Genomic DNA, 21919 nt, shown 5'->3' with positions numbered 1-21919 from the left:
AATAGCCTGTCAATGATATAATATGCTTTTCATCTCTATCCTACCCACCTGTATTACACCTAAGGAATCAATGAACTTATCTACACGCTTTGCTTACCTACTATTTATATTTTTTGTACCCACCATAGCGTTTGCTAGTAATACCAGCGAAACAAGTCATCTTGATCTAACCGACAATATAATTGGCTATTTAGCCCTTGGCGTATTTGCTATTGCCTACCTATTAGTTATTTTTGAAGAACAGCTTCATTTACCCAAATCAAAGCCTGTTCTTTTAGCAGCAGGCATCATCTGGATCATGATTGCCATTGCTTACCAACAACATGGTTTTGATGACTCCGCTGAAATTGCAATACGACATAACTTTCTTGAGTACGCAGAGCTATTTTTCTTTCTCCTAGTCGCCATGACCTACATAAACGCCATGATAGAACGAGGTGTGTTCGATGCGTTAAGAGGTTGGTTAGTTGAGAAAAACTTTAGTTATAAATCGTTGTTTTGGCTTTTAGGGATACTCGCTTTCTTTATATCCCCAATAGCTGACAACTTAACCACCGCGCTTATTATGTGCACAGTTGCCTTGACGGTTGGTACCAAAGAACCAAAATTTGTGGCCATTTCATGTATTGCTATCGTTGTTGCAGCAAACGCTGGAGGTGCCTTTAGCCCGTTTGGCGATATTACAACACTGATGGTTTGGCAAAAAGGACTTGTTCGTTTTACCGAGTTTTTCACCTTATTTTTGCCGTCTTTTGTTAACTACCTCGTGCCTGCGGCCATCATGCATTTTTTCATTCCAAGCGGCTCCCCCGACAAAGTTGACGGCGAACAACTTGTAATGCATCGCGGAGGAATAGTCATTGTCGTCCTATTCTTATTAACCATTCTAACGGCTGTGAGCTTCCACAACTTTCTTCATTTACCCCCTGCTATTGGCATGATGACCGGTTTGGCGTATTTAAAGTTTTTTGGCTACTATCTCAAAAGAACCTATCGTTTTAGCGGCAACCCCACAGAAGACCGATTTAACGAGGGCATGGAAGCGAGAAATACTGACTATACTCGTGATAAAGACTTTGATGTCTTTAAAAAAGTGGCTGGCGCAGAATGGGACACCTTATTCTTCTTCTACGGCGTTATTATGGCTGTCGGTGGATTAGGCTTTATTGGTTATCTAGGCATGATTTCTGAAACGATGTATGGTGAGCTAGGACCAACGGTTGCCAATGTCATCGTAGGCGTACTCTCGGCTATTGTCGATAATATCCCTGTTATGTTTGCGGTACTCACGATGAACCCAGATATGTCACATGGCCAATGGCTGTTAGTCACTCTTACAGCTGGTGTTGGTGGTAGCTTGCTGTCCATTGGCTCGGCTGCAGGTGTAGCTTTAATGGGGCAGGCTCGTGGCATTTACACGTTTGCTTCTCACCTTAAATGGACACCGATTATCGCGTTAGGCTATATAGCCAGTATCTATGTTCACCTATGGGTTAATGCGTCACACTTTTAACCACATGAAGAACTCGCACACAGCGGATAACTCGTCACCACCCGCGCCTATTTTAGGTTTTGTAGCCAATAGCGGCACTGGGAAAACAACGCTTATCAGCCAACTCATTCCTATATTGAATGAACGCGGGCTGAAAACTGGCTTAATTAAACACAGCCACCATGATTTTGAAATCGATCAACCAGGCAAGGACAGCTATCGCCTGAGAAAAGCTGGGGCCTCCCCTGTTGTGTTGGTTTCTAGTCATCGTCGCGCGGTGATTACCGAGTTAGACGGAAACGAGCCCACTCTGGCAGAACAACTAGGTTGCTTTCCTCCAGGCTCTGTTGACTTGGTGATAGTTGAGGGCTTTAAATACACGTTTTATCCAAAAATTGAACTGCATCGAGCTGAATTAAACGCTCCTTTTCTATACACTAATGACACTTCAATTATCGCTATAGCCAGCAACACAAACTTCTCGACAGAGCTTCCACACTTTGACATAAACAAGCCTAAACAAATCGCTAACTTTATCATCGACCAATTTTTAAAGGCCACAGAATGACTGACTGTTGTAGCACCCCTGGGGTATTAACACTGGAGCAAGCATTAACTCAAATTTTACAAACGCTTCAGCAAACTGATCGTTATGAGCGTGTATCGCTAAAGGACTCGCTTAATAGAATCACCTATGAAGATATAAAGTCTTCTATAGATGTTCCTAGTTTTAGGAACTCATCCATGGATGGTTATGCCATTCGAACCGGTGACCAACAATGTCACTCACTAAAAGTGATTGGTGTTTCTTGGGCCGGCAAACCTTTCACCAAAAAAGTGGCTAAAGGGGAATGTATCCGAATTTTTACCGGCGCCTATGTTCCAGATGATTGTGATTGCGTTGTCATGCAGGAAAATGTTCATCGAACCGACGAACAGATTCAAATAACACAGCAACCAAAACACGGTGAAAACATCAGAAACATTGGAGATGACACAAAAAAGAATCAAGCAATACTCAATAAAGGCAACCTCTTAAAGCCTGCCGACATAGGGCTACTTGCAGCTCGTGGCATTGCAGACATTAGCGTTTTCAAACAACTCACCGTGGGGTTCTTCTCAACCGGTGATGAACTCATTTCTATTGGACAACAAGCTCAACTTGGGCAAATTTTTGATAGCAACCGCTACACCTTGCAAGCCTTACTTGAACAAGCGGGTGTTACACCCATAGACTTAGGTGTCATTCCAGACAACCGCCTTGCTGTTGAAGAAGCGTTGGTATCCGCCTCTAAAAACTGTGACCTGATCATTACCACTGGTGGCGTTTCGGTTGGTGAGGCCGACTTTATTGCTGAAGTTCTGGCTAAAATTGGTACCGTTAATTTATGGAAAATTGCCATTAAACCGGGCAAACCGCTAGTTTTTGGTACTATCGGCGAGGCTGCTTTTTTTGGCTTGCCGGGCAACCCTGTCTCAGTCATGGTGACCTTTCAGCAAATTGTGCTGCCTGCATTACATAAAATCATGGGGCGAGCGCCACAAACAAGTGTTAATTTACAGGCCAAAACAACTGAAATCATCAAAAAACAGCCTGGGCGTACCGAATTTCAACGTGGGTTTGTTGAAAACAAAGACGGCGAGCTATTGGTTCATTCAACAGGCGGACAAGGCTCACACATGCTAAGCTCTATGTCTAAAGCTAACTGTTTAATTGTCTTAGAGCAATCAGCTGGCGACATTGAGAAAGGCCAACCTGTAACCATTCAATTATTGGAAAACACCCTATGACAGCAAAATCCATTTTAGTGACCGGCGGCGCAGGCTATATAGGTAGCCATGTTGTGAAGTTGCTTGGCGAACGAGGCGAAAACATCATCATATTAGATGATTTATCAACTGGTTTTGAACACTCAATTTTGTACGGTAAATTCATTCAAGGTAACACCGGCGACAAAAAACTTGTTGACCGTATCCTACAACAACACAATATTGATTCTGTCCTACATTTTGCAGCTCACACCATCGTCCCTGAGTCTGTTGAAAACCCACTGAAGTATTATGAAAATAATACCTGTTGCACGCGTAACCTATTGGAGTGCTGCTCTAAAGCAGGCATAAAAAATATAATCTTCAGCTCTACTGCTGCTGTATACGGCGAGCTTGAAACCGGTTTTGCTTCAGAAGAAACCCCTACCGCACCGATTAATCCGTATGGCAGCTCTAAACTGATGAGTGAGCAGATGATTCGCGACTTATCTAAGGCCACAGAACTCAATCACGTTATCTTGCGCTATTTTAACGTTGCCGGTTCGGACCCCGATGGAAAAATTGGTCAATCAACAAAAAATGCGACTTTACTCATTAAAGTCGCCGCTGAAGTTGCTGCTGGGAAACGTGAAAAATTATTTGTCTTTGGCACTGATTACCCAACACCCGATGGCACCGGTATTCGTGATTACATCCATGTGTCTGACTTAGCTGAAGCACATATTAACGCTCTGGATTATTTAAGAAATAATGGCGAATCAACAACCCTTAATTGTGGTTACGGACATGGTTTTAGCGTTAAAGAAGTCATTAACGCTATTAATGAAGAACATGGCGTACCCATCTGTGTCGAAGAAAAGCCCCGTCGTGCCGGTGACCCACCAGAACTCATCTCTGTGGCTGAAAAAATCCGTCAAACCATTGGCTGGCAACCTCAGTACGATGATTTAAACCTGATCGTTAAAACATCCTTAGCCTGGGAAAAGAAACTAATTACACACGGTAGCTAACAGGTTCAAGCGAGCCAACCCTGCACTATGCAGTTAATCTTAGCTACCACGTTCTACTAAGAAGGCTTTAATTCGCTTTAAGCCCTCTTCAATACGTTCAATTGATGTCGTGTATGCAAACCGAAGATACCTTGCAGGTTCGCTAGAACCGAAGTCTTTCCCTGGCGTTGTTGCTACACCTGCTTTTTCCAATAACTCCAAAGCAAACGCATAACTATCATCCGTAAATAATCGGCAGTCCGCATAAATATAAAACGCACCTTGTGGCTTAGCCATCATTACAAACCCCAATGACTCCAAACCCTCGTAAAGCCTATCTCTACGCTGCTCGAACTCATCTCTACGTTGATTCAAAATCACTCGTGTATCCTCATCAAATGCAGCTAAAGCGGCATATTGCGAGGGCGTTGGTGCAGAGATATATAAGTTTTGCATAAGCCGATTTGCAGCTGATATAGCGTATTCAGGCACCACCAACCAACCCAAGCGCCAGCCTGTCATTCCAAAAAACTTTGAAAAGCTATTTAAAACAAACACATCATCTGATATTTCTAATGCTGAAATGGCTCGTTGCCCATACACAAGCCCATGATATATCTCATCTGAAATTAAAAACCCTTCTCGCTCTCTTATTGTTTGAACAATATTTTGTAACTGATCAAAATTAACCGCGGCTCCAGTTGGGTTTGAGGGTGAGGCCATCATTACACCACGTGTTGCCTTCGACCAGGCTTGTGCAATTAACTGCCCTGTTAGTTGAAAACCATGTTCCTCACCAACATTGATAGAGGTTGGCTGCCCCCCAAATAAAGTAACTATATTATTATTACAGGGATACCCCGGGTCGCAGGTCAGCACCTCATCACCTGCATCTAGCAATGATGCTAAGGCAACCGTTAAGGCCCCTGATGCGCCTGGCGTTATAAAAATACGTTCAGGCGATAGGTCAACGTTATACTCATCACGATAATACCTTGCTATTTTTTTTCGTAAGGCAGGTAAGCCTTGCGCTTTAGTATAGTGAACATCTCCTTTTTCCAAAAAACCTTGAGCAGCCTTTAAGATCGGTTCAGGGGTTGGAAAGTCTGGTTCCCCTACTTCCATATGAACAACATTTTCCCCTTGCTCTTCAAGCGCTTTAGCTTTCTCCATAATATCCATCACATAAAACGGAAAAACCTGTTCAACGCGCTTAGAAACTTTTCCAACATTCATCAAAAAACCTTTGTAGAAACCTGAAATAAAGTCTATATTTTAGAGCAATACAACTGAACGTACGAGCATTCAAATCGACGAAAAACATTGCTTATTTCCGCAATATCTGATATTTATGCGCGCTTGATTTTTTTAACCATTGGTAACAAATAAAATAATGGCTACAAACAAAGATAAAAATTTAGATGCAAGTCACCTAAAGTTTAAACCTTACAAAGCAAAGAAAGGTGAGGAACACATGAGTCCTGCTCAGGTTGAACACTTCAGATCTATTCTAATGCAGTGGAAAGAAGGCCTAATGGATGATGTGGACCGTACCGTTCATCACATGCAAGATGAAGCTTCAAACTTTCCAGATCCAACAGATAGAGCCAGCCAAGAAGCTGACTTTAGCCTTGAGTTAAGAACACGCGATCGTGAACGTAAACTGGTCAAAAAAATTGATGAATCCATTAGCATGTTGAACGCTGGTGACTATGGATTTTGTGAAACATGTGGCATAGAAATCGCTATTAAGCGTTTAGAAGCACGCCCAACTGCCACACAATGTATTGACTGTAAATCTCTTGATGAGATAAGAGAAAAACAAAAGATTTGATGCCTTTGCCTTAAGCCTATCTTTTGGTTGCTTTGGACCCAGCTTATAGGGGGCGATTTGCCCCCTCTCCAACCGGCCCTTTACATTACGGCTCTTTATACACGGCTATTGCTAGCTTTTTACAAGCACGATCTAAAGGCGGCAAATGGCTTGTAAGAATAGATGACTTAGACTCCGCTCGCTGTCAGCAACAGTATTCCAGCAAAATACTTAAAACGCTCGAGCAATTCGGCCTTACATGGGATGAGCCTGTTTTCTACCAGCACACTCGCCATCATGACTATCAACATGCGTTAGAACAACTCCTTGAACGTCAATTACTTTATCCCTGTCAATGCTCTCGCAAAGATTTAGCCAACAGAGGACTTCACGCAGGTCTTTATGACGGCCATTGTCTAAGCCACCCGTTAAAACCCAATCAACCTTCTGCATTACGTATCCGATTAGCAAATAAAAAAATATCCTTTATCGATGCCGTGCAAGGTCCCTCCCATCATAAACTACAAACACAGCATGATGATTTTGTAATGTTTCGCAAAGACCGTGTTTATGCTTATCACCTTGCTGTTGTTATTGATGATAGTACACAAGGCATTACTGAAGTATTACGAGGGCATGACCTTCTAGACAGCACCTACCGACAAATTCATTTACAACAATTATTGAGCATACAAACACCTCATTATGCTCATATCCCTGTTATTACAGACACTAACGGCATTAAATTGAGCAAACAAACTTATGCGAGCGACATCTCATTATCACCTGTTAAATCCACACTTTTAAGAACATTTGTCCATTTAAGCTTAAACCCACCCCAAGAACTGTTAGAATCAAGCACAGCAGAAATTCTAAATTGGGGTATTAAGCATTGGTCACTTAAACAGATTATTGTTCAACAATCACTCCCCTTACAAAGCAACTAAACATAAAAGCCAGCATTACGTTTTAGTTTTATTTCAATATAATCATAGCTAGTTCATTAGAAACAACACAAATGACTACAGATACTAGAAGCCCTTATACTCAATTTTTTACATTAATGAACAGTAAGCTGCCAGATGAGTACAAGGCCGTTTTACAAAAGTTTCAAGAACACGGCGACTTTTATCAGCAGCTAATTAACAACGTAAATAATAACGAGACTGATTTATCAAAATTTTGGGACTTACCCAGCACTCTCGGATTTAACACAGCCTCAAACCCACAAACTAAATGGCTCCAAAGCTTTTTTAGTCTCAATAACTTTCAATCAAGCACTGATACCCAGCTGATACAGCAATTTACCCAAGCAATCTGCGAACTTCCATTACAGGCCCAAGAAAATCTCTCTAGTATTCAAGCAGCGCTGTCTAAATTAAATCAGCTTTATGCCAAGTTAAGCCAATCAGCAATGAAGCACTTTCAAGCCTTGAAAGATGAGTCTCCAGACGCATCGAATGAACAGCTATGTATTTTTTGGTTAACTGCTGGCGAAAAGGCGTTTAGTGAGATCAGTCAAACCGATGACTATATAAATGCGCAAAAAAAATTGTTTGAATCATTAAATAACTTAAAAAATACACAACATGCTTTTTCTGAACAAGCAGCTGAGCTATTCGGCCTTCCAACACAACAATCATTAGAAGATTTACAAAATGGCCTGCATAAACTTAGAATGGAGTTTGCAGAATATAAAGCACAAACCGACGAAGTCATTAACGAACTTAGACAAACCATTTATCAATTAAAATAACGCCTGTTGAGCCGAGCAGATGCCGAATAAAACCAAAGATCACGAAAATATCTGGCAAGATGAGTTTGTGCTTCTTATGGAGAAGCTAGCTGACAAGGATAAACAACCCCCGCCTGAAGTCGGCAGTAGCCTCAAAGAACTTATTTATAGTGAAAATAAGCTGCAACTTTTTCACTATAACCCTCTTGATGTTGCGCAGAAAAAACTCCCTATCCTAATAACCTACGCTCTGGTTAATCGCCCTTATATTATGGATCTTGAGCCTAAAAGATCCCTTATATTACGTTTATTAGAGAAAGGTTACCCGGTTTACCTCATCGACTGGGGATACCCCGATAGTAGTGATCGTTTTACAGACCTAAATGACTATATTAATGGTTATTTACACCGTTGCGTTCAGCAAGTAAAACACCACTCTAAAGAAGAAAAAATAGACCTCTTAGGTGTTTGCCAAGGCGGCGTCTTCTCCTTATGTTATACCGCGCTTCACCCAACTGAAATTCGCAAGCTCGTAACCCTAGTGACGCCCATAGATTTTCATACTAAAAACAACCCCTTAACAAGTTGGACCAGTCACTTAAACACACAAGCATTAGCGTCTCATACAGGCAATGTGCCTGCTGAGCTTATAAGCCAACTTTTTAAAGCCATAAAACCTTTTCAATTAAACCGAGAAAAGTACCGTCGACTCAAGCATATTATTAACAACACTGAAAGCTTAAACACGTTCCTACGCATGGAAAGGTGGTTACATGACGGACCAGATTTAAACAGAGCGGCTGCCGATGAGTTTTTAATTAATTTTTATCAACAGAACAAATTACATGAAAACACATTAACCATTGCTGGGCATGCTGTTTTACTGAACAAAATCACGTCTCCGGTGCTAAACCTTTACGCAACACAAGATCACCTTGTCCCACCCGAAGCAACACGCGCACTGAAGCAACATATAAAGCCGGAGCTTTATCAAGAACAAGCGCTAGTTGGCGGGCACATTGGTGCATTCACTAGCCCAAGAACTCAACAGACACTGATCCAATCACTGGAACAAGGACTAGCTTAGGATTTGCCTTTGTCTGTCGATGTTGATAGCTCAACCGTTTTCATCATCGCATCCCACATAGTCTTTTGAACACCTTCCATTGCCAACATTTGTTCAGGCATTGGCATATATAGTTTCATGAGTTCAACCATATCACTCGACTCAATACCAACTAGCATTTTATTACGAATTTTCTCTATCGCTTCGCGCTGAATAGCTTGAACATCAGGCAGACCCAAGAACTCTCTCATTTCTTGAGGTGTTGCCTCAATTTCAATCGTTGCTTTCATATACTTCCCCACCTCATACCGCTAAGGTCTACCTAACATTGTAGACCTTAGCGCGAGACATAATTATTTTTTAGCATCACCTTCTGTTACAGGGCGACCTGACGGATTTGGTAGTTGCGTGCTTCTAGCCGTTGCTTTAGGTGCCGTTTGCTTGACAGCGGGTTTTGGTGCGGCTTCCTTAGCTGTAGGCTTCGGTGCGGCTTTCTTAGCCGCCGCCGGTTTGGGGGGAGTTTTTTTAGCGGCAGGTTTCGGTGCTGCTTTCTTAGCCGCGGGTTTGGGGGGAACTTTTTTAGCAGCAGGTTTCGGTGCTGCAGGCTTGGGGGTCGCTTTCCTAGCGGCAGGTTTTGGTGTTGTTTTCTTAGCCACAGGCGTCATAACCATTGAAGGCGCCTCTGCTAAGCCTTCTTGGATAAGCTCGCCCATCGCCTTCCTTGTCTCCATTGCAACTTTGACTGACGATTGCGCATTTTTCAATACTTTTTCTGATAACTCCTTGTACAAACTAGATTGTAAATTCATCAACTCTGTCATTGAGCCAACTTTATTCACAGAAGTAACTTTTTTTATACTTCCTTCGAGACAACTCGACACCAAATCCATTTGCAATTGGGTTAGTTGTTTTACCGATTGGGTATTTAACGTATTAATTTTCTTTAATGATTCATTGGCTTTTTTACTTAATTGAGCCCACTGTTTGATAAGGTCATTTTGCATTTTCACCGCTCCCTGAATTATTTAAAAAATAAAAACCTAGTCCAGTAATATCGATTACTTAACTAGCTGTCAATAAAAAAGGCAACCAAATGGTTGCCTTTTTCTCTCTAAAGAAGTATTTCAGACTCCTTAGAAACTAGTAAACAAGCCACCATTAACAGGAATATTTGCCCCTGTTATATAGCTTGCTTCGCTTGAGGCTAGAAAGTTGACCGCATTAGCAATCTCAACCGGTTCAGCCAAACGTTGCATTGGAATTTGCGAAATTAATTCATTACGAATGCCTTCATCAATCGCCATAACCATGCTAGTCGCTACATAACCTGGGCTTACTGAATTAACAGTAATCCCTTTACGAGCTACTTCTTGTGCTAACGCCATTGTAAAACCATGCATACCGGCTTTTGCCGCAGAGTAGTTGGTTTGACCAAATTGGCCACGTTGGCCATTTACTGAAGAAATATTAATAATCCGTCCATGTCCTCTTTTCAACATAAAGTCTAGAACATTTTTAGTCATATTAAACACGCCATCTAAATTAGTAGATAACACAGCATCCCAATTAGACTCATCCATGTTTTTCAAAAAGCCATCGCGAGTAATGCCTGCACAGTTAACCAACACTTCAATTGGGCCAACTGTCTCTTCAACGTGTTTAATCATCTCAGCACAAGCGTCAAAACTTGTAACGTCTGCTTCTTCAACTAAAAAATCAAACCCTTCTTTCTTTTGAGCAGCTACCCATTCGTCTGCTTTTTCAATTTCTTTGTTAAACGTTGTTGCAATAACAATATAGCCGTTCTGTGATAACTTTTTAGATATCTCAGACCCAATACCGCCAATACCACCTGTTACTAAGGCTACTGAATTACTCATACTCTGGCACTCCAAATAATTAATTAAGAATAAACTTGTTTATTGCATTGCACTATAGTTAAAGTAACTAGCTAAGTCAATTTTTGGCCCGCCAACATACCCTCGCTGCGTGTTTATTATTATTTTTCTCATCACGTTTTATAATAGAGAGCCCTTATAAATAAAGCCTCTTTTCTCACTTAACTGAACCAGTATATTTACCGTACAATACGAACACACATCACTTAAAATGAGTTAAGGCTATGTTATTGATTATTTCTCCTGCGAAAACCTTAGATTTCGACACCCCGCCCGCTACAACAAGCCATTCACAACCGGCGTTTTTAGATGATTCAGCGGAGTTAATTGATCAACTTAAAACCCTGTCACCATCAGACGTGTCTAGTTTGATGAGTATTAGTGATAAATTAGGCGTGCTCAATAGCAACCGGTTTATTGAGTGGCAACGACCTTTCACCGATAAAAATAGCAAACAGGCATTATTATCATTTAAAGGTGATGTTTACGAAGGCATGGATACAAGCTCATTTTCAGAAGACGATTTAGAGTGGGCTCATAAGCACCTACGTATTCTTTCTGGTTTGTATGGTTTACTTAAACCTTTAGATTTAATCCAGCCCTATCGTTTAGAAATGGGCACAAAATTTAGCAACCAACGAGGTAAAAACCTCTATGAATTTTGGGGTCATAAAATTACCGACAAACTGAATCAAGAACTTACCGAACAGAAAAGCCCTGTTCTTATTAATCTAGCTTCTAACGAATATTTCAAGGCTGTCAAACCAGCTCAGCTGAATGCTCAAGTGATCACTCCGGTTTTCAAAGACTGGAAAAATGATAAATATAAAATTATCAGTTTTTATGCTAAAAAAGCACGCGGTATGATGAGCGCCTACATTATTAAAAATAGACTGGAAAGCCCCAGCGATATCAAACAGTTTGACACCGCCGGCTACGCATTCTCAGCAGAACAATCTTCAGACAAAGAATGGGTGTTTTTAAGAAAAGAGGCTGTTTAATTTTTTATCGCTTTTGCTACTGTCATGCCAAAATCGGTTATTCAAGCCGCTGTTTTAGTGTCTCTGGTTATCTTTAACTATAATCACAAGGCAGCAGACTTGCTCTAAGGTAAAACCCCACTTCGGCTCCAGCTCATTATAGACTGCTCCAAATCAGGCGACGGGTTAACTGGTCAATAAATTATTAACGCTAAAACCTATTAGAGGGTGCCTTATTAGTACGATACCTTTCGCCCTAGTCAGCTAGTCTGTGGTCAAGATAACGCGAATTGCATCTAACTTAAAGGAGGCTCTTTTAATGTAGCTACCTAAGTCGTTAATATTGGCTTTTAATTGAGTAATCTCGCTATCGCGAATATTGGGGTTTACCCGCGCCAATGCAACAAGCCTTTCTAGATTCAACGATTCTTGTTGTTGCATCTCTTCAACACTTTGTTTTACTAACGCTTCTTGGTGAACAACAACCAGTTTCTCAGCTTTTTCAATCAGTGTTTTAATCGCCTCTTGACCATGCTCAATAATATTCAGTGCAATTGACTTTTTAACAAACGTCACCCTAGACTCAATATGCTCTGGCTTTAAAATATCAGTCATATCCAAGCCATTTGAACCGACCACAATTCGCTTTACCGTTTTCGGCAAATAGCGGTGCAATTGTAAGCGTTTAGGTGCGGGACAATGCGTTGTAAATATAGCTTCGAGAATCACCGTTCCAGCAGGAATAGGCGGTAATGCCATGGTACAAAACGTTGAATTACCAAACTCACTATTGATAATTTGCTCCATCGCGCCAGTCACCATGGGGTGTTCCCAGGTTAAGAATTGAAAATCTTCACGTGACAAGGCAATCTTTCGGTTAAACGTCGCCGTTAAACCGTCTTCAGGCAAACTAGGGAAAGCATCACTTTGCAAATGACCACTTGGCTTAATAACAATGCTGTCTTCGCTATGGTATTGCTGCTCAACACCAAAACTTTCAAAGACTTCTTCCATGTAATGAGACAATTCTAAGTGGCTTGATGACAAACTAATTTCATCAATAATTTCTTGTGCCTGCTCTTTTCTGCAAGAGTTTAATTCCAACATCAAGTCACGGCCTGCATGCATATCCGCTATGCTCTGTTGCATTAACGTACTGGTTTTTTCAATGATTGCTGCAAATTCATCATCAGACGCATCACCCAGCAAGGCTTCTTTTAAATCCGCTTTAACAATCGCATAAACATGGTGCCCTGTTGAGCAGACATGGCTAAAGGCGTTGAGTCCTTTATCATACCAATTCATCAATCGATGTTGGCCGGTTCCCTCTATACATGGCACATGAAGGTGCACCGTATCGGTTTGACCAATTCGATCTAGGCGACCTATCCTTTGTTCTAACAAGTCTGGATTAAGTGGCAGGTCAAATAATACCAAGTGGTGCGCAAACTGAAAATTTCGACCTTCACTTCCAATTTCAGAACAGATAAGAATCTGAGCTCCTTCCTCTGCATCAGAAAAGTACGCCGCAGCCCTATCTCTTTCTATTAAGCTCATACCTTCATGAAAAACGGCAGACGCAAAAATTGTGCGCATTTTTAAATATTCATGTAACTCCTGCGCCGTTTGTTGCTGCGCGCAAATCAACAATACCTTTTCATTTTTATGCGTATCCAACCATTCCACCAACCAGGTGATACGTGGATCTAGCATCAACCAGTCTTCGCCCAATAACATTTCAGGCAATAGCGTTTTGGCCAATGCAAGATCGGTGTCTAGCTCAAACTCATTTTCTACGCTAAGCGCAGGTAATTGATACGCGTGTAATTTCCTAGATGAAAACGCATCTATATTTTCTCGCGTGTTCCTAAACAACACGCGGCCAGTACCGTGCCGATCGAGCAATGCATCAATGAGCGAGTCCACAGATATATCGTCAGATAAAACCGCTTGCTCACCCAGTAGCTGCAACAGCGATTGCTTTAAATTAACATCAGCAAGTACCCCATCAATGGAGTTTGCCGCCATCAACTGTTTAATAAGCTGATTAATCTCCTGGTAACCGGCTTGTTCTTCACGAAAAGCGGCTAAATCGTAATAACGATCGGGATCTAATAAGCGCAACCTTGCGAAATGGCTCGTAACCCCTAATTGCTCAGGTGTGGCAGTCAATAGCAATAAGCCCGGTACATGATTTGCTAATTCTTCAATACAGCGGTATTCGTTACTAACGTTATTCTCGTTCCAGAATAAATGATGCGCTTCATCAACAATCATCAAGTCCCAATTTGCTGCTACCGCTGAGGCATGATAATTCGCATTTTCAGATAAAAAAGATAATTGGCAAAGTACTAATTGAGCCGTTTCAAACGGGTTTATGTCCCCCTCTTCTCTAATCGCATCACAACGTTCACGATCTAGAATTGTAAAAGACAAATTAAAACGACGTAAGAGTTCTACCAACCATTGATGAATAAGTGCATCGGGGACAACAATCAATACTCGCTCAATTGAACCGGTTAATAGTTGCTGATGTAAAATTAAACCCGCTTCAATTGTTTTCCCTAATCCGACCTCGTCGGCCAGTAAAACACGCGCTGCATTTCGCTCCGTTACTTTACTCGCTATATAAAATTGATGGGGTAATAACTGAACACGTGGGCCCGATAAACCAAACCCTTTAAACTGATCTAGTTTACGTTGAAAGTCTAATGTTTTAAGGCGCAAATCAAACAGCTTGTTTTTATCTAGCTGCCCAGTAAATAAACGACTTTGAGGTTTATTAAACGCCCCGGTACTATCCAAATCAATTTCGTGTAGCACCACTTGCTCACCCTGCCCATCAATACACAAATAAATCATGCAATGGTTATGCTCTTGGGTTTGCTCAATAGTTACTTCTTGACCACCTTGGTGGCTTACTGTGTCACCCACATTGAAAGTCACCCTACTTAGCGGTGCATTATCCAATGCATACACCCGAGGCTCTTCAACAGCTGGGTAAAACAATGTCACGTGGCGCCCTTCTATGCTCTCAACAACCCCTAGGCCCAATTCAGTTTCAGAATGACTAACCCAACGTTGCCCAGGATAAAAAATATGTTGACTCATCGACTGTTGACCTCACCACGGAATATAAAAGGCGTGGATGATAAAAGTAATCCCCCGTACTCGCAACCTAAGTTACACCTAAAATCATAAGATTACTTAAAGCCAAACAGGATTCCCATACTCGTTGTTAAAAATGTTTCACATCCAAGTCTTTAGTTAAACGAACCTGCGCCGCAATCTCCTCAATCGAAATAGAGGTTACATTCAAAAACGGCACATTTTCCATATGCAATAATTCTTCTACTTGTGAAACTTCTCTTTGACAGGTTTTTAATGAAGCATAAGGACTACCTGGTCGACGCTCTTCACGAATCCTGCTCAGCTGCTCCGCGCTGATGGTCAAGCCAAATAATTTTTTCTTATACGGTTTTAATGCTCTAGGAAGCTCACAGTTATCTAAATCACTGTCTGTAATCGGGAAGTTAGCCGTAAAAATGCCATATTGAAGGGCAAGAAATAAAGACGTTGGTGTTTTCCCCGTTCTTGAAACACCAATTAAAATGACATCAGCCTGATCATAACGGTCTAAACGCGCACCATCATCATACTCCAGCGCATAATTAACCGCCCGTATGCGTGATTCGTAAGAGCTTGTATCACTCAAACCATGACTTTTCCCGACCTCATGAGATGACTCTTGTCGTAAATCATTTTCCATTCTAGTAATATAATCATTAAACAAATCATAGAAAATACAATTACTTTTAGACACTATCTCACGCAAATCATCATTAGTGAATGTGCTAAAAACAATTGGGCGGCCTTCATTAACCGTATAAGCTGCATTAATTTTATTACACACAGTCTCTGCCCTTGATACCGTATCTATAAAGGGAATAACGTGTCGTTCACGCTCAACACCTGTAAATTGTGTCATTAGACTATTACCCAGTGTTTCTGCTGTAATAGCCGTTCTATCTGATATAAAAAAGATTGTTCTGCTTTTCATTGAATATAGCGGTGCATTTTTTGTTAAAATATTGGATTAATTCGAATTTTAAACCAAAAGGTAGCTTCTCAGCAGATAGATTTGCAGTGTGGAAGGTATCAACATTAGGGGATCAGAAGTTGGAAGATTATATTGTTTGGCTAGACTCAACAGGTATGGACGACGTCGAGCACGTTGGTGGAAAGAATGCATCACTCGGCGAGATGATTAGCAATTTAGCCTCTGTAGGCGTTGATGTACCCGGTGGCTTTGCCACAACAGCAACGGCTTTTAGAGACTTTCTTTCGCAAAGTGGTATCGATGATAAAATTCACGAAAAGCTCAGCACATTAAATGTAGATGACGTTAATGCCTTGGCCGCAGCCGGCAAAGAAATTCGCCAGTGGATTATTGACACGCCCTTCCAACCAAGCTTAAAAACGGCTATTGAAAAGGCCTATGCAAAAATGCAAGCTGATGCAAATAGTGAGTTCTCTGTTGCCGTTCGTTCCTCTGCAACGGCTGAAGATTTACCCGATGCATCATTCGCGGGGCAACAAGAAACATTCCTAAACGTTGATGGTATTGACAATGTAATGCGTTCAATTAAAGAGGTATTTGCCTCATTATTTAATGATCGAGCCATTTCTTACCGTGTACACCAAGGATTTGAACACAGTGGCGTTGCCCTTTCCGCTGGCATTCAACGCATGGTTCGCAGCGACATAAGCGCTTCAGGTGTTATGTTTACACTCGATACCGAATCAGGCTTTCGTGACGCAGTTTTTATCACCTCCAGCTATGGTTTAGGTGAAATGGTCGTTCAAGGTGCCGTTAACCCAGATGAGTTTTATGTTCATAAGCCAACCTTAGAAGCTGGTCGGCCTGCTGTATTACGCCGCAACTTAGGTAGCAAGTTGATTAAGATGATCTATAACGATGAAGCAGGCGACCCTGTTAAAATTGTGGATACTGACCCATCAACACGCGGCGTTTATTCCTTGACCGATGCCGAGGTGGAAAAACTTTCCAGCATCGCTATTACTATTGAAAAACACTACCAACGGCCTATGGATATCGAATGGGCTAAAGATGGTTTAGACGGTCAGCTGTATATCGTTCAAGCTCGTCCTGAAACGGTTCAAAGCCGCGCCGGTAAAGAAATTCAACGTTACTCTTTAAACGAAACAGCTAAGGTACTTGTTGAGGGCCGTAGTATTGGCCAAAAAATTGGTTCTGGCCCTGCTCGCGTTATCGATAATATTTCTCAAATGGACCAAGTCCAAGAGGGCGACGTATTAGTCACCGACATGACCGACCCAGACTGGGAACCGATTATGAAACGCGCCTCAGCGATTGTAACCAACCGTGGTGGCAGAACCTGTCATGCCGCCATTATTGCCCGTGAATTGGGTATTCCTGCTGTGGTTGGCTGTGGTGATGCAACAGACCATATTACCCAAGACACTGATATTACCGTTTCTTGTGCCGAAGGAGATACTGGCTTTATTTACGAAGGTCTACTGGACTATCAAGTAGACACCGTTAACTTAGACGCCATGCCTGACATTCCAGTTAAAGTCATGATGAACGTCGGCAACCCTGATCGAGCCTTTGATTTCGCCTCATTACCCCATGAAGGAGTTGGCCTAGCACGCTTAGAGTTCATTATTAACCGAATGATTGGTATTCACCCTAAAGCACTCTTAGAGTATGAACAATTACCAAGCGACCTAAAAGAAACCATCAGCAAACGAATTTCTTGTTATGAAAGCCCTAAAGACTATTACGTTAAACGTTTAGTCGAAGGCATCTCAACCATCGCTGCAGCTTTCTCGCCTAAATCCGTCATTGTTCGCATGTCCGATTTCAAATCGAATGAATACGCCAACTTAATTGGCGGCGACCGTTATGAACCGGAAGAAGAAAACCCAATGCTTGGTTTTAGAGGCGCATCACGCTACATCTCTGACTCATTCCGCGAATGTTTCAATATGGAATGCGAGGCCCTAAAGTTTGTACGCGACCAGATGGGACTAACAAATGTCTGGGTGATGATTCCTTTCGTACGTACCCTAGACGAAGCCAAGCAAGTCACCGAGCTACTGAAAGAAAACGGTATTGAAAGCGGTAAAAATGGCCTTAAGCTCATTATGATGTGCGAATTACCTTCTAACGCTTTAATGGCTGAAGAGTTTTTAGAGTATTTCGATGGTTTCTCAATTGGCTCAAACGATTTAACACAACTAACGCTAGGGCTTGATCGTGATTCCGGCTTAATCGCTTCTTTATTTGACGAGCGCGACCCGGCCATTAGAAAACTTCTTTCTATGGCTATTCAAGCATGCCGCAAACAAAACAAATACATTGGTATTTGTGGACAGGGACCATCTGACCATCCTGATCTTGCCAAATGGTTAATGGAACAAGGCATTGAAAGCGTCTCGCTAAACCCAGACAGCGTTATTGAAACCTGGATGTTTATGGCGGGCCAAAAAATCGAAGGCTAAAAAAACCATGACGATCACAACGTTTAACCCACCCGTTCGCACCTTGATGGGCCCCGGCCCATCTGATGTTCACCCACGTGTCCTATCGGCGCTTGCACGCCCGACAATTGGCCACTTGGACCCGAGCTTCAGCACCATGATGGATGAGGTTAAAACCTTGCTTCAATATGCATTCCAAACAGACAACCAATTAACTTTCCCGGTATCTGCGCCCGGCTCTGCTGGTATGGAAACTTGTTTTGCAAACTTATTAGAAGCAGGTGACAGCGTTATTGTTTGCCAAAATGGTGTTTTTGGCGGACGGATGAAAGAAAACGTTGAACGTTGTGGTGCTATTGCCATCATGGTTGAAGATGAATGGGGAAAAGCGATTGACCCGCAAAAAGTTGAAGATGCTCTTAAAGCCCATCCTGAAGCTAGCGTGCTGGCTTTTGTTCACGCAGAAACTTCTACGGGCGCTTTATCGGACGCCAAAACTTTATGTGCATTAGCGCACCAATACAATTGCCTCACTATTGTAGATGCCGTCACTTCTTTGGGCGGTTCAGAATTACGGGTGGATGATTGGGGTATTGATGCCATTTACTCTGGCACACAAAAATGTCTTTCCTGCGTGCCTGGCTTATCCCCTGTTAGCTTTAGTGAACGCGCACAAGAGCGTATCAAACAACGTAAGGAACGAGTACAAAGTTGGTTCTTAGATTTAAGCCTTGTTATGGGCTACTGGGGCAATGACGGCGGACGCTCATACCATCACACCGCCCCAGTTAACAGCCTATACGCCTTACATGAATCACTATTAATGCTAAAAGAAGAAGGCTTGGAAAATGCATGGGCTCGGCATTCAATGCTGCACCAGGCCTTAAAAGCCGGTCTAGAAGCAATGGGGCTTAGCTTTATCGTTCCTGAAGGCTCTCGGCTCGCCCAACTCAATGCTGTCACTATTCCTAGCAATGTTGATGATGCTGTCGTTAGAAAACGCTTGTTACACGAATATGACCTAGAAATTGGCGCAGGGCTTGGTTCCTTAGCCGGTAAAGTATGGCGTATTGGCTTAATGGGCCAATCTGCTAGCGCTAGTAATGTGATGTTCTGCCTTGCCTCGCTGGAGTCCGTCTTGAATGACATGGGGGCAACTATCAACACTGGTGTTGCACTACCTGCAGCACAAAAAGCAACTTTCGGATAACGGTATTTAACATGGATAAACTCTTTATACTCCTTCAGCACATTTTGCCAAAGCATAGTTTATCGGCCTTAATGCATAAACTCGCCCGTTGTAAAACGCCTTGGGTAAAGCAATTTATCATCAATACTGTTATTAAACGGTTTGGCGTCAACATGTCTGAGGCAGCACAACCAGATCCAGAAGCCTACGAAAGTTTTAATGCCTTTTTTACCCGTCAATTACGTGAAGATGCACGTCCCCTAGAACACGACGATACAACGATTGCCTGCCCTGTCGACGGCACCATCAGCCAAATGGACAGCATTGAAAACGGCGAATTATTTCAAGCAAAAGGCAAATCATTTAACCTGTCTGCTTTGTTGGGTAATGACAGCCTAAGCAGCGAATTTGAAGACGGCCAATTCACCACGGTTTATTTATCCCCTAAAGATTATCACCGCATCCACTTCCCTGTCGATGGAACACTCAAAAAAATGGTACACGTACCCGGTGAACTGTTCAGCGTTAACCAAACCACTGTTGAAGCAATAGATGAATTATTTGCCCGTAACGAACGGGTTATTGCTTTTTTTGATACCCCTGCTGGCCCTATGGCGATGGTCATGGTTGGTGCTATTTTTGTGTCGAGTATTGAAACCGTTTGGTATGGAGAGGTTACCCCGCCTCGCCACAATCAAATTCGTCAATGGCAATATAGCGATAACAAGCAACAATATAAAAAGAATGATGAAATGGCTCGTTTTAATATGGGCTCAACCATCGTTATGTTATATGGAAAAGACAAGGTCACATGGGCTGAAAATTTAGCAGCAGGGGACGCCGTTCAATACGGGCAAGTGATCGCTAAAATTAATAAGTAAACAAGCAAATTGAAAACCAACACGGTTTACACATCGGCTTGGCTTTTTATTTTTTTCAGCACATTACTATGGTCTGCCATAGCACCCAATGATGCTCTAACATGGTTACTTGAGGCCCTTCCGGCAATTATTGCGTTAATAATTTTAACCTTTACCCGCAAGACCTTCCCACTCACCACGCTGGCCTACCTATTAATCTTAATACACGCTGTCATTTTGATGGTTGGTGCTCATTATACTTATGCTGAAGTCCCTCTTTTTGATGCCTTGGCTGAGCTAATGGGCTCAGAAAGAAACAATTACGATAAACTTGGGCACTTTGTTCAAGGCATCACCCCAGCGATTATTACTCGGGAAATTGTCATACGACAAGATGTTATAACGTCATCACGCTGGATGAATTTTTTTGTCATCTGCGTGTGCTTAGCCGTGAGTGCATTTTATGAGTTAATTGAGTGGTGGATTGCATTAGCGTCAGGCAAAAGCGCAGACGCTTTCTTAGGCACGCAAGGCTACATTTGGGATACACAGTCAGACATGATGTTTGCACTAATTGGCGCCATCACTGCCCTGCTCACCTTATCTTATTTACACGATAGACAATTAAGCTCGATCAATCGGAAACGTTAAAACATCATCAATGGCGTTCGCGCCTGTCATTAACATCAACAGCCTATCTAAGCCCAAGGCAACGCCTGAACATTCGGGCATTCCATGTGCAAGCGCGGCTAATAAATTTTTGTCCATCGGCAAACCATCTAAGCCACCTTGCTCTCTTTGTGTTAACTCATCTCGAAAGCGCCTAGCTTGTTCAGCAGCATCGGTTAGTTCCTCATAACCATTCGCTAACTCCACATTATTAAAGTACACCTCAAAACGCTTTGCGGTCACGGGCGGGCCTTCATCTAATTGGGCTAACATCGCCATGCATTCAGGGTAATCGGTTACAAAATAAACAAGGTCTTTTTTAAGCTTCGGCTGAACATATTGACTGAATACGTAATCTAGGCCGTTGGATAACTTCCCGCCACAAATATCACTCGCCTCTGGGTTGCCTTGCGTAGTCGCATAGGCCATTAAATCACTGTAGGTAAGCTGATGAGGGTTTAACCCGGTTAATTGCTGAAATAGTTGTTGGTACGTGACCGTTCTATACGCCAAATTTTGCCCGAAACAGAGCATCAACAACTCAACCATTTCATTGATTAAATCAGCCAGCTTAAAACCCACTCGATACCATTCTAGTAACGTAAACTCAGGGTTATGAAAACGCCCCCGTTCAGACTGTCTAAATGATTTTGCTATTTGATAAATAGAACCCGAGCCCGCAGCCAGCAAACGCTTCATGGCAAATTCAGGTGACGTTTGCAAGTACAGTTTTTGAGACGCCGACAGGGCCGTACAAAAACTATCTAAATTAATATCACAACTTGCTGCTGCTGAAAGCACCGGCGTTTCGACTTCCAGAACAGCTTTTTCTATAAAGAAAGCCCTGATCGTTCGATAAAGCTCGGCACGCTGATGCAATAAAGCCGCTGAACAAGTCGGCGGCCATTGCTTATTGTTAAGGTCAGTCAA

20 protein-coding genes are annotated in these 21919 nt (G+C 42.3%); 13 read left to right on the top strand and 7 right to left on the bottom strand.

The genetic code is table 11. The features are described 5' to 3' along the window. Positions 1–70 precede the first annotated feature (70 nt). The 4 genes from nhaD to galE are packed head-to-tail and all read left to right on the top strand — an operon-like array spanning position 71 to position 4272. Entirely contained in the window at positions 71–1513 is a 1443-nt protein-coding gene (nhaD, locus tag KUG63_RS06230) for a sodium:proton antiporter NhaD (RefSeq protein WP_016390039.1), read from the top strand. A 4-nt stretch (positions 1514–1517) separates the two neighbouring features. Further along, positions 1518–2060 (top strand): molybdopterin-guanine dinucleotide biosynthesis protein B, encoded by a 543-nt coding sequence (gene mobB, locus KUG63_RS06225; protein WP_287554433.1) that lies wholly within the window; start codon positions 1518–1520, stop codon positions 2058–2060. Next, positions 2057–3283, top strand: a complete 1227-nt coding sequence (gene glp, locus KUG63_RS06220; RefSeq protein WP_287554431.1) for a gephyrin-like molybdotransferase Glp — start codon at positions 2057–2059, stop codon at positions 3281–3283. The genes mobB and glp overlap by 4 nt, the downstream gene beginning before the upstream one ends. Beyond that, positions 3280–4272 carry a UDP-glucose 4-epimerase GalE gene (gene galE, locus KUG63_RS06215; protein ID WP_277641986.1) on the top strand — a complete coding sequence of 331 codons (993 nt, stop codon included), beginning with the start codon at positions 3280–3282 and terminating at the stop codon, positions 4270–4272. The genes glp and galE overlap by 4 nt, the downstream gene beginning before the upstream one ends. Before the next feature lie 39 nt (positions 4273–4311). Here the strand turns inward: galE and KUG63_RS06210 are convergent, their stop codons facing one another. Beyond that, entirely contained in the window at positions 4312–5487 is a 1176-nt protein-coding gene (locus KUG63_RS06210) for an aminotransferase class I/II-fold pyridoxal phosphate-dependent enzyme (RefSeq protein WP_277641985.1), read from the bottom strand. Positions 5488–5644: 157 nt separating this feature from the next. Between KUG63_RS06210 and dksA the strand changes: the two genes are divergently transcribed. The 4 genes from dksA (at position 5645) to phaC (ending at position 8886) form a co-directional block, all read left to right on the top strand. Then, positions 5645–6085, top strand: a complete 441-nt coding sequence (dksA, locus tag KUG63_RS06205) for an RNA polymerase-binding protein DksA (protein WP_277641984.1) — start codon at positions 5645–5647, stop codon at positions 6083–6085. A 23-nt stretch (positions 6086–6108) separates the two neighbouring features. Continuing rightward, positions 6109–7011: a tRNA glutamyl-Q(34) synthetase GluQRS gene (gene gluQRS, locus KUG63_RS06200; protein WP_287554428.1), complete on the top strand. Its 903-nt coding sequence runs from the start codon at positions 6109–6111 to the stop codon at positions 7009–7011. Between the two features lie 71 nt (positions 7012–7082). Next, on the top strand, positions 7083–7820 hold the full coding sequence (locus KUG63_RS06195) for a poly(R)-hydroxyalkanoic acid synthase subunit PhaE (protein ID WP_020932270.1): 738 nt from the start codon (positions 7083–7085) through the stop codon (positions 7818–7820). Between the two features lie 19 nt (positions 7821–7839). After that, positions 7840–8886 carry a class III poly(R)-hydroxyalkanoic acid synthase subunit PhaC gene (gene phaC / locus KUG63_RS06190; protein ID WP_020932269.1) on the top strand — a complete coding sequence of 349 codons (1047 nt, stop codon included), beginning with the start codon at positions 7840–7842 and terminating at the stop codon, positions 8884–8886. Here the strand turns inward: phaC and KUG63_RS06185 are convergent. The 3 genes from KUG63_RS06185 to phbB form a co-directional block, all read right to left on the bottom strand. Next, entirely contained in the window at positions 8883–9155 is a 273-nt protein-coding gene (locus KUG63_RS06185; protein WP_015006312.1) for a DUF6489 family protein, read from the bottom strand. The two genes, phaC and KUG63_RS06185, sit on opposite strands and share 4 nt — an antisense overlap. Positions 9156–9218: 63 nt before the next feature. Continuing rightward, complete coding sequence (locus KUG63_RS06180; RefSeq protein ID WP_020932268.1) at positions 9219–9869, bottom strand: phasin family protein; 651 nt, start codon at positions 9867–9869, stop codon at positions 9219–9221. A 129-nt stretch (positions 9870–9998) separates the two neighbouring features. After that, on the bottom strand, positions 9999–10745 hold the full coding sequence (gene phbB, locus KUG63_RS06175) for an acetoacetyl-CoA reductase (RefSeq protein WP_015006314.1): 747 nt from the start codon (positions 10743–10745) through the stop codon (positions 9999–10001). A 242-nt stretch (positions 10746–10987) separates the two neighbouring features. On the opposite strand from phbB, the gene yaaA reads away from it, so the two are divergent. After that, a complete protein-coding gene (gene yaaA, locus KUG63_RS06170) occupies positions 10988–11764 on the top strand; it encodes a peroxide stress protein YaaA (RefSeq protein ID WP_020932267.1) in 777 nt (258 codons plus the stop codon). Positions 11765–12007: 243 nt separating this feature from the next. Here the strand turns inward: yaaA and rapA are convergent, their stop codons facing one another. Both rapA and KUG63_RS06160 read right to left on the bottom strand, forming a co-directional pair. Next, a complete protein-coding gene (gene rapA / locus KUG63_RS06165) occupies positions 12008–14854 on the bottom strand; it encodes an RNA polymerase-associated protein RapA (RefSeq protein WP_020932266.1) in 2847 nt (948 codons plus the stop codon). A gap of 127 nt (positions 14855–14981) precedes the next feature. Next, positions 14982–15803: a pyruvate, water dikinase regulatory protein gene (locus KUG63_RS06160; RefSeq protein WP_016390033.1), complete on the bottom strand. Its 822-nt coding sequence runs from the start codon at positions 15801–15803 to the stop codon at positions 14982–14984. Positions 15804–15922: 119 nt separating this feature from the next. On the opposite strand from KUG63_RS06160, the gene ppsA reads away from it, so the two are divergent. Genes ppsA through KUG63_RS06140 form a run of 4 tightly spaced genes read left to right on the top strand, consistent with a single transcriptional unit; the run spans position 15923 to position 20971 of the window. Continuing rightward, positions 15923–18292 (top strand): phosphoenolpyruvate synthase, encoded by a 2370-nt coding sequence (gene ppsA, locus KUG63_RS06155; RefSeq protein ID WP_020932264.1) that lies wholly within the window; start codon positions 15923–15925, stop codon positions 18290–18292. A 7-nt stretch (positions 18293–18299) separates the two neighbouring features. Then, entirely contained in the window at positions 18300–19481 is a 1182-nt protein-coding gene (locus KUG63_RS06150; protein ID WP_277641975.1) for a pyridoxal-phosphate-dependent aminotransferase family protein, read from the top strand. 11 nt (positions 19482–19492) lie between these two features. Continuing rightward, on the top strand, positions 19493–20341 hold the full coding sequence (asd, locus tag KUG63_RS06145) for an archaetidylserine decarboxylase (RefSeq protein ID WP_020932262.1): 849 nt from the start codon (positions 19493–19495) through the stop codon (positions 20339–20341). A gap of 9 nt (positions 20342–20350) precedes the next feature. Next, positions 20351–20971, top strand: coding sequence for a DUF2238 domain-containing protein (locus KUG63_RS06140; RefSeq protein WP_020162436.1), 621 nt, complete (start codon positions 20351–20353; stop codon positions 20969–20971). On the opposite strand, the gene epmA is transcribed toward KUG63_RS06140, so the two are convergent. Beyond that, positions 20945–21919, bottom strand: coding sequence for an EF-P lysine aminoacylase EpmA (gene epmA, locus KUG63_RS06135; protein ID WP_016390028.1), 975 nt, complete (start codon positions 21917–21919; stop codon positions 20945–20947). The genes KUG63_RS06140 and epmA overlap by 27 nt on opposite strands.

It is taken from the genome of Cycloclasticus sp., from assembly GCF_019090545.1.
Classification (GTDB): Bacteria; Pseudomonadota; Gammaproteobacteria; order Methylococcales; family Cycloclasticaceae; genus Cycloclasticus; species Cycloclasticus pugetii.
The sequence above is the reverse complement of the archived record's forward strand: the minus strand, read 5'-3'. Positions and strand labels throughout refer to the sequence as shown.

Coding starts and splice junctions, on each gene's coding strand:
- nhaD (WP_016390039.1), top strand. CDS start 71: ATGAACTTATCTACACGCTTTGCTTACCTACTATTTATATTTTTTGTA.
- mobB (WP_287554433.1), top strand. CDS start 1,518: ATGAAGAACTCGCACACAGCGGATAACTCGTCACCACCCGCGCCTATT.
- glp (WP_287554431.1), top strand. CDS start 2,057: ATGACTGACTGTTGTAGCACCCCTGGGGTATTAACACTGGAGCAAGCA.
- galE (WP_277641986.1), top strand. CDS start 3,280: ATGACAGCAAAATCCATTTTAGTGACCGGCGGCGCAGGCTATATAGGT.
- KUG63_RS06210 (WP_277641985.1), bottom strand. CDS start 5,487: ATGAATGTTGGAAAAGTTTCTAAGCGCGTTGAACAGGTTTTTCCGTTT.
- dksA (WP_277641984.1), top strand. CDS start 5,645: ATGGCTACAAACAAAGATAAAAATTTAGATGCAAGTCACCTAAAGTTT.
- KUG63_RS06195 (WP_020932270.1), top strand. CDS start 7,083: ATGACTACAGATACTAGAAGCCCTTATACTCAATTTTTTACATTAATG.
- phaC (WP_020932269.1), top strand. CDS start 7,840: ATGCCGAATAAAACCAAAGATCACGAAAATATCTGGCAAGATGAGTTT.
- KUG63_RS06185 (WP_015006312.1), bottom strand. CDS start 9,155: ATGAAAGCAACGATTGAAATTGAGGCAACACCTCAAGAAATGAGAGAG.
- KUG63_RS06180 (WP_020932268.1), bottom strand. CDS start 9,869: ATGCAAAATGACCTTATCAAACAGTGGGCTCAATTAAGTAAAAAAGCC.
- phbB (WP_015006314.1), bottom strand. CDS start 10,745: ATGAGTAATTCAGTAGCCTTAGTAACAGGTGGTATTGGCGGTATTGGG.
- yaaA (WP_020932267.1), top strand. CDS start 10,988: ATGTTATTGATTATTTCTCCTGCGAAAACCTTAGATTTCGACACCCCG.
- rapA (WP_020932266.1), bottom strand. CDS start 14,854: ATGAGTCAACATATTTTTTATCCTGGGCAACGTTGGGTTAGTCATTCT.
- KUG63_RS06160 (WP_016390033.1), bottom strand. CDS start 15,803: ATGAAAAGCAGAACAATCTTTTTTATATCAGATAGAACGGCTATTACA.
- KUG63_RS06150 (WP_277641975.1), top strand. CDS start 18,300: ATGACGATCACAACGTTTAACCCACCCGTTCGCACCTTGATGGGCCCC.
- asd (WP_020932262.1), top strand. CDS start 19,493: ATGGATAAACTCTTTATACTCCTTCAGCACATTTTGCCAAAGCATAGT.